Consider the following 6,840-nt stretch of genomic DNA (forward strand, 5'->3'; position numbering starts at 1 on the left):
CACGGATCACCAGCCCCGACCAGCTGGCCCGGGTCACCGGTATGCGCTCCCTGGCGATGCGTCTCGCCCAGATCGCGGGCCCGCCCGTCGGCGGCCTGGCCATGGGCCTGGGAGGAGCGGTGGCCGCCTTCACCGCCGCCGGTCTGCTCTTCGCGCTCTCCCTGCCGCTGCTGCTGACGATCCGCATACGGCCCCTCGAGACGGGCGACGCGAAGCAGCCCGCGCCCGGCACGGCGTGGCAGGACGCGCTCGACGGTCTGCGCCACGTCCGCCGCCACCGCCTCATCGGCCCGCTCGTCGCCGTCGGGGCCCTCTGCGAACTCGGGCTCGTCGGCGCCCTCAACGTCGGCCTGGTGCTCCTCAACGCCGAACGCGGCTGGGGTCCTTCCGGCTACGGCTGGATCGTCGGCGGTTTCGGCGCGGGGGCGACGGCCGGCGCCGCGCTGCTCACCGTCGCCGGCCGGCTGCCGCGGGCCGGCCTGGTGGTGTCCGGCACGCTGCTGGCCGGCTGCGCGGGAGCGTCCGCCATCGCGTTCGTGCCGTCCCTCGGGGGCGCCGTGGCGCTGGCCGCCGTGGTCGGGGCGAACGCGGGCGTCTTCAGCAGTGTGGGCAACGCCCTCGTCCAGACCGCGGCGGACCCGGCCTGTCTCGGCCGGGTCACCTCCGTCGTCATGCTCACCCTGGTCGGCCTTCCGCCGCTCGGCTACCCGCTGGTCGGCGCCGCCGTCGAGGCCTGGGGCACCGCACCGGTGTTCGTCGGCTGCGGTCTCTTCGCCGGTCTGGGCGCGCTCCTCGCCCTGGCCTCCGACGCGGTGCGCCGCGCCGAACTGCCCCGGCGGCAGCCGAAGAGGGCCGCCTGAGCACCCCGGCCCCGGCGGGGACGTGCTTCCCCGTGGACGTACGGCACCCTCGGACGTACCGCGCGGCAACACGTCGGCGCAGGCCGGAGTCACGCGCCGGGGAACCGCACCGCCCGCGCCCGAAGGCCCCGTTGCGCATGCACGACGGCCGGAGCCCCGCACAGCGGGCTCCGGCCGTCGTCGGCTGCCGAGGTGCCCGGCCTACAGGGCCAGCCCGGTCAGGACCAGGACGCGCTCGTAGGTGTAGTCGTCCATCGCGAACTTCACGCCCTCACGGCCCACACCGGACCGCTTGGCGCCGCCGTAGGGCATCTGGTCGGCGCGGTAGGAGGGGACGTCGCCGATGACCACGCCGCCGACCTCCAGGGCACGGTGGGCGCGGAAGGCGGCCTGCAGGTCGTGGGTGAACACACCCGCCTGGAGGCCGTACTTGGAGTCGTTGACCGCGGCGAAGGCCTCGGCCTCGCCGTCCACCTTCTGCACCGTCAGGACCGGCCCGAAGACCTCCTCGCAGGAGATCGTCACATCGGCCGGCACGTCGGTCAGGACGGTCGGCGCGTAGGAGGCGCCGTCGCGCTTGCCGCCGGTGAGGAGGGCGGCACCGGCCCCGACGGCCTCCTGCACCCAGGACTCCACGCGCTTGGCGGCGTCCTCGCTGATCAGCGGGCCGACATCGGTCGCGGGGTCGGAGGGGTCGCCGGTGACCTGGGCCTCGACGGCGGCGACGATCCGCGGCAGCAGACGCTCGTACACGGAGGCGTCGGCGATCACGCGCTGCACGGAGATGCAGGACTGGCCGCCCTGGTAGTTGGAGAAGGTGGCGATGCGGTTCGCGGCCCAGTCCAGGTCCTCGTCGCTCGCCCAGTCGGCGAGGACGACGGCCGCGGCGTTGCCGCCGAGCTCCAGGGTGCAGTGCTTGCCCGGCACCGACTCCATGATCGCGTAGCCGACCTTCTCCGACCCGGTGAAGGAGATGACCGGCAGCCGCTCGTCCTGGACCAGGGCGGGCATCCTGTCGTTGGGCACCGGAAGGATCGACCAGGAGCCGGCCGGCAGGTCGGTCTCGGCCAGCAGCTCGCCGAGGATCAGCCCGGACAGCGGGGTGGCGGGAGCCGGCTTGAGGATGATCGGGGCTCCGGCGGCGATGGCCGGGGCGACCTTGTGGGCGCACAGGTTCAGCGGGAAGTTGAACGGCGCGATGCCGAGGACGACTCCCTTGGGGAAGCGGCGGGTGAACGCCAGCCGCCCCTGACCGCCGGCGTCGGTGTCCAGGCGCTGCGCCTCGCCGCTGTTGAACCGGCGGGCCTCCTCCGCGGCGAAGCGGAACACGGACACGGCACGGCCGACCTCACCGCGCGCCCACTTGATCGGCTTGCCGTTCTCGGCGGAGATCAGCTGGGCGATCTCCTCGGCGCGCTCGGCCAGCCGCTTGCTGACGTGGTCCAGGGCGGCGGCACGCACATGCGCCGGGGTGGCGGCGAACTCGTCCCGCACGGCGTACGCGGCGGCCACGGCCTCCTCCACCTGGGCGTCGGTCGGCACGCTCACCGTGCCGACCAGCCGTCCGTCCCACGGGGAGGTGACGTCGAAGGTGTCCTCGCCGGTGGCCTGGCGGCCGGCGAGCCAGAAGGCGTGAGGGGAAGTCATCGTGAGGTTCCCGGCCCTTCCGCGTCGAGGGGTCTGCTTGCGTCGTCAACGGTAGGGCCGGGGTGGGCCGTGGGCGCTTGGCCGAGGTGGAGCAGTGTCCTCCGCGCGTACGCCGGATTGGCGCAGGACCGGCGCGACAGGGGTGCGGCGGGGCAGGACGGCGGTGGAACGAAGAGGAACGGAGAGGAGCGGAGAGGAACGGGAGGAGCCGGGAAGGCGGGAGCGGGGCGCCCGAGGGGGTCCGGGGCCCGGTGCGTCCCCGGGGCGTCCGTTCGTCCTGCGGGCTGTTCGCGGCTATTCGTGGGAGGTCGCCTTCAGGGCCAGCCACAGCTCCATCCGTACGTCCGCGTCGTCCAGGGAACGGCCCAGGATCTCCTCGACCCTGCGCATCCGGTAGCGCAGGGTGTGCCGGTGCACGCCGAGGTCGGCGGCGGCCGCGTCCCACTGGCCGTGCCGCGACAGCCAGGCCCGCAGCGAGGCCACGAGGTTGCCGCGGCCGGTGGCGTCGTGCTCGTGCAGGGGGCGCAGCAGCCCGTCGGCGAACGCCCTGACCGCGTCGTCCGCGAGCAGCGGCAGCATCGAACCGGAGGCGAGCTGCTCGTGCTCGACGAGGACGCGTCCACGCCTCCGTGCCACCGACAGCGCCTGTTCGGCCTGCCTGTACGCCACGGCGGTCGCGACGGGCCCGGTCGGTGCGGACAGGCCCACGACCAGTTCGCCTCCCTCACCGGCCTGCTCGCCCACGGCCTTGGTCCGCGCCGCCTCCAGCGCCTCCGCGTACTTCCCGCACGCCGCCACGGCCGCGCCCCCGTCGACGGCCAGCACCACCAGCCGCTCGCCCTCGGGCACGACCAGCACCGCCTCCCCGGCCCGCGCGGCGGCCGCCTCCACGGTCTCGGCGAGCCCGGCGAGCGGGCCGCCGTCCCCGGCCGCGGCCGGCACGGCGGCTGCGGCCCCCGCGGTGGCGGCGGCGGGCGGCACCGCGGCCGTGGGCGGCTTGGCGGTGCGCACGCGCGCATGGGCTTCGGCGTGCGCCCGCGTGGCGGACACCGGGGCGGACTCGGCGACGATCACCCGGAAGGGGGCGTCCAGCAGATCGCCGTACAGGTCCCCGGCGACGGCCCGGGCGTGGTCCGACTCGCCGGCGAGCAGCATGCGCAGGACGGCGGCGCCGATGCGCTGCTCGGCTGCGTACAGCGAGCGGGAGCGCTCCGTGGTGAGGGTCAGCAGGGCGATGGCGGAGTGGACGGCGTACCGCTCGGCGGTGCCGAGAGCGGCGGCCGTGCCGACGGCGAGCGCGGCGCGCGGGCGGCGTCCGGTGCCGAGGGAGTGCAGCTCGACGCGGTCCTCGGTCTCCGGTCCGCCCACCACGGCCGACGCGGGCGCCGGGCGGTCCCGCAGCCGTTCGACCTCCGCGGTGAGACGGGCGGCCCTGCGGCCCGCCCACTCCGGTGCGGCGGCGACGACGGCGCCCGAGGCGTCGTAGAGCGCCGTCCAGCCGTCGACCTGGGCGGCGAGCGCGGCGAGCAGCCCCTCGGGACCGGCGTTCAGGGCCTGCCTGGTCAGCTCCCGCTGGGCGGCGAAGCCCGCCGTGACCGCCCGGTACTGGTCGGCCGCGAGGGCCGCCGAGACCGCCTTGCTGATGGCGAGGAACGGGGTGCGGCGGGGCACCTCCAGCAGCGGCAGCCCCTCCTCCTCGGCCGCCTCGACGAGCGCCTGGGGGATCTCGTCGTAGTTGACGCCGACGGCGAAGCCGATCCCGACGACGCCGGCCTCGGCCAGCCGCTTCACATAGCGGCGCATGGCCCGGGGGTTCTCCGCGTCCAGCTGGAGCGCGGTGATCAGCAGCAGTTCCCCGCCCTCCATGTAGGGCACGGGGTCGGCGAGCTCGCTGACATGGGCCCAGCGGACGGGCACGTCCAGGCGGTCCCCGCCCGCCCGCACGGTCAGCTTGAGCGCGGAGTGCTGGACGAGCGAGGCGAGCGTCAGGGGCATGAGGCCTTCTGGTCTGCGGAGATCTGCTTCTGCCGGCGATGGGCATTTTTGGCCGCCGTGTATGAACGGCCGGTGTCAATTCTGCCTCACCGTAGGGTCGGCATCCGATGGACGTGCGACCGCACGCACAGACGTCCGACTCGTTCAGCCTCTCAGATCCACCAGCAGAGGCGGTGCCTGGTCGCCCCGCACACTGGTCAGCGACAGCACGGCGTGCCCCGGCGGGACCTCGTGGGCCAGCTGGGAGGCGGACCAGCGCTCCCGCTCGACCCGGCGGGTCATCACGGAGTCCGTGGTCACGGCCCGTCCGGTCACCAGCTTGCGCAGGGCGTGGATGGCACGGGTCATCGGCTGGTGGGCGAAGACGGTGTGCTGGGCCGTCTCCTTGGTCTCCACCCACTCGGTGCCCCAGGCCTGCGAGAACCGGCTGCCGTCCCAGGTGGTGACTCCGGAGAGCGCCATGCGGCAGCCGACGGCCCCCAGCAGCGGGCCGTGCAGCGCCTCGGGCACGTCGGCGACCGAGCGGAGCGCGAGGACGACTCCCGCGTTCCGCGCGCGCAGCCGCTGGAGGCGGCGCACCGACTCGGCGGTGACGGTGCCGGTGGCGTCGTCGAGGACCAGGCAGGCGAAGTGCGGGCGCCGGGTGTCCCGGACGACGGTGTGGAACTGGGCCAGGACCAGCCGGGCGATCAGCCGGGAGACCTCCTCGTGCCCCTGCTCGGGCAGGTCGATGCGGACCCGCAGCGGATGGTGGACCACGGCGCGCAGCGAGAACGGCCGGTCGCCGCCGGTGCCGCCGCCGAAGAACTCGTGGAAGGCCGGCCGGTCCAGAAGCGCGAGCCGGTCGGCGAGCACCGGGCCGGCGTCGGTCGCGGAGCCCGCCTGCCGCATCCGGGCGTCCAGCTCACGCCGCATCACGGCGTGCTCGTCGGCCGCGAGTCCCGCCCGCAGCGACGCCAGCGCGCCCGGCTCGCCCTCCAGCAGCTCGCGCAGCACCGGCAGCGGCGGGAAGCGCCCGTGCACCGCCCGGTAGGGGCCGAGCAGCTGGGCGAGCGCGGTGGCGGCGCTCTGGTTGCCGACGGTGTCGAGGTCCCCGACCAGGGCCTCGGCGAGGACGGCGGCGGCCTCGTCGGGGTCGTCGGACCCGGCGTAGGGGTCGAGGTCGTGCACGGAGGCGGGGTCGCCGATCCGCACCACCACGTCGAACGCCGCGTCGGGGCCGAGCGGGGTCCCGGCGGCGCAGACGGCGACGACCGCGCACCGGCCGGTCAGCGCCTGCAGCGTCAGTGCCTCGGTGACCGGCGCGGTGACGTGCCGGGTCTTGCCGGAGCCGGGCGGGCCGACCACCAGCAGCGAGGTGCCGAGGGTGTCCGGGTCCACGGCGGCACCGGCGCCCTCGTAGGCGCGCGGGCCCCGCTCCCCCGGCACCCAGCGCCCCAGGCGCACCTGTCCCTGGAGCAGGTCGTGGTGCGCGGTGCGGCCGGGCAGGTCACGGGCCCCGGAGGGGTGGGTCCAGGCGGCGCCGCCCTGCCGCAGCACGGTGTCGGCGAAGGCGGCCGTGCGGCCCTCCCGCCGGGCCTCCTGCCACATCCGCTCGACACGGGCGCAGTCCACGTCGTTCATCCGGCCGCCGGCCACCTCGGCGGTCAGCCGGTCGGCCGCCTGGTGCTGCCCGGCGTGACGCAGCGCGGGCCACTGCGAGCGGGGCGGCTCCGCCGGGGCCGGGGCGGCGGTCTTCTCCGCGGCGGCCCGGCGACGGGCGGCGAGCTCCTTGGCGTACGCCCGCCAGCCGCCGACCCGGGCGAACGGCCAGACGACCAGCAGGGTGATGAGCGCGTACAGCGTGTTGGTGAACAGCGGGGAGGCGAACAGACCGTAGCCGCCGGAGAGAAGCGCGATCAGGGAGAACACGGGGTCGACGACCGGCAGGGGATCCCAGCCGACGAGCGGGAAGGCCTCGGGAAAGACCAGGCTCAGCGTGATCAGGGCGCCGCCCGCCGCCCACAGGGCGCGCGCGGGCTGCGGCCGGCGGCCCACGAAGTGCCGTACGACGTCGGGCCAGCTGCCGAGCCGGCCGACGGCGTAGACGAGCACGGCGAAGAACACGCCGTCGTAGACCACCAGGGCCTCGCGGCCCTGCATCCCCCTGGGGGACACGGTGCCGCCCCACCACCAGTCGTCCGGTGTGAACAGCCTCAGCGGCGCCCCCTGATAGGGAAAGGCGCCCTGCCGCCACAGGGACCACAGGACGAGGGCGACGGCCAGCGGGATCAGCAGACCGACGACCGTGATCGGGGGCAGCCGCTCCGGGGCGGGGGCGGCTGCCCCCGATCACGGT

At 75.4% G+C, this 6,840-nt stretch carries 4 protein-coding genes; 1 reads left to right on the forward strand and 3 read right to left on the reverse strand.

All coding sequences use genetic code 11. The features are described 5' to 3' along the window. Positions 1 to 860, forward strand: an 860-nt coding sequence (locus CCN35_RS24140) for an MFS transporter (RefSeq protein WP_245863397.1), incomplete at its 5' end; no start/stop codon positions are given. Positions 861 to 1,061: 201 nt separating this feature from the next. On the opposite strand, the gene CCN35_RS24145 is transcribed toward CCN35_RS24140, so the two are convergent. The 3 genes from CCN35_RS24145 to CCN35_RS24155 all read right to left on the reverse strand — a co-directional run bounded on the left by CCN35_RS24145 (position 1,062) and on the right by CCN35_RS24155 (position 6,659). Next, the gene (locus CCN35_RS24145) at positions 1,062 to 2,507 is read right to left on the reverse strand and encodes an aldehyde dehydrogenase family protein (RefSeq protein WP_067395490.1); all 1,446 of its coding nucleotides are present in this window, start codon (positions 2,505 to 2,507) and stop codon (positions 1,062 to 1,064) included. Positions 2,508 to 2,801: 294 nt separating this feature from the next. Beyond that, entirely contained in the window at positions 2,802 to 4,502 is a 1,701-nt protein-coding gene (locus CCN35_RS24150) for a PucR family transcriptional regulator (RefSeq protein WP_067395494.1), read from the reverse strand. A gap of 144 nt (positions 4,503 to 4,646) precedes the next feature. Then, positions 4,647 to 6,659 (reverse strand): type IV secretory system conjugative DNA transfer family protein, encoded by a 2,013-nt coding sequence (locus CCN35_RS24155; protein WP_245863399.1) that lies wholly within the window; start codon positions 6,657 to 6,659, stop codon positions 4,647 to 4,649. Between the last annotated feature and the right edge of the window lie 181 nt (positions 6,660 to 6,840).

The organism is Streptomyces thermovulgaris (assembly GCF_002155915.1).
Taxonomy (GTDB): domain Bacteria; phylum Actinomycetota; class Actinomycetes; order Streptomycetales; family Streptomycetaceae; genus Streptomyces; species Streptomyces thermovulgaris.

Coding starts and splice junctions, on each gene's coding strand:
- CCN35_RS24150 (WP_067395494.1), bottom strand. CDS start 4,502: ATGCCCCTGACGCTCGCCTCGCTCGTCCAGCACTCCGCGCTCAAGCTG.
- CCN35_RS24145 (WP_067395490.1), bottom strand. CDS start 2,507: ATGACTTCCCCTCACGCCTTCTGGCTCGCCGGCCGCCAGGCCACCGGC.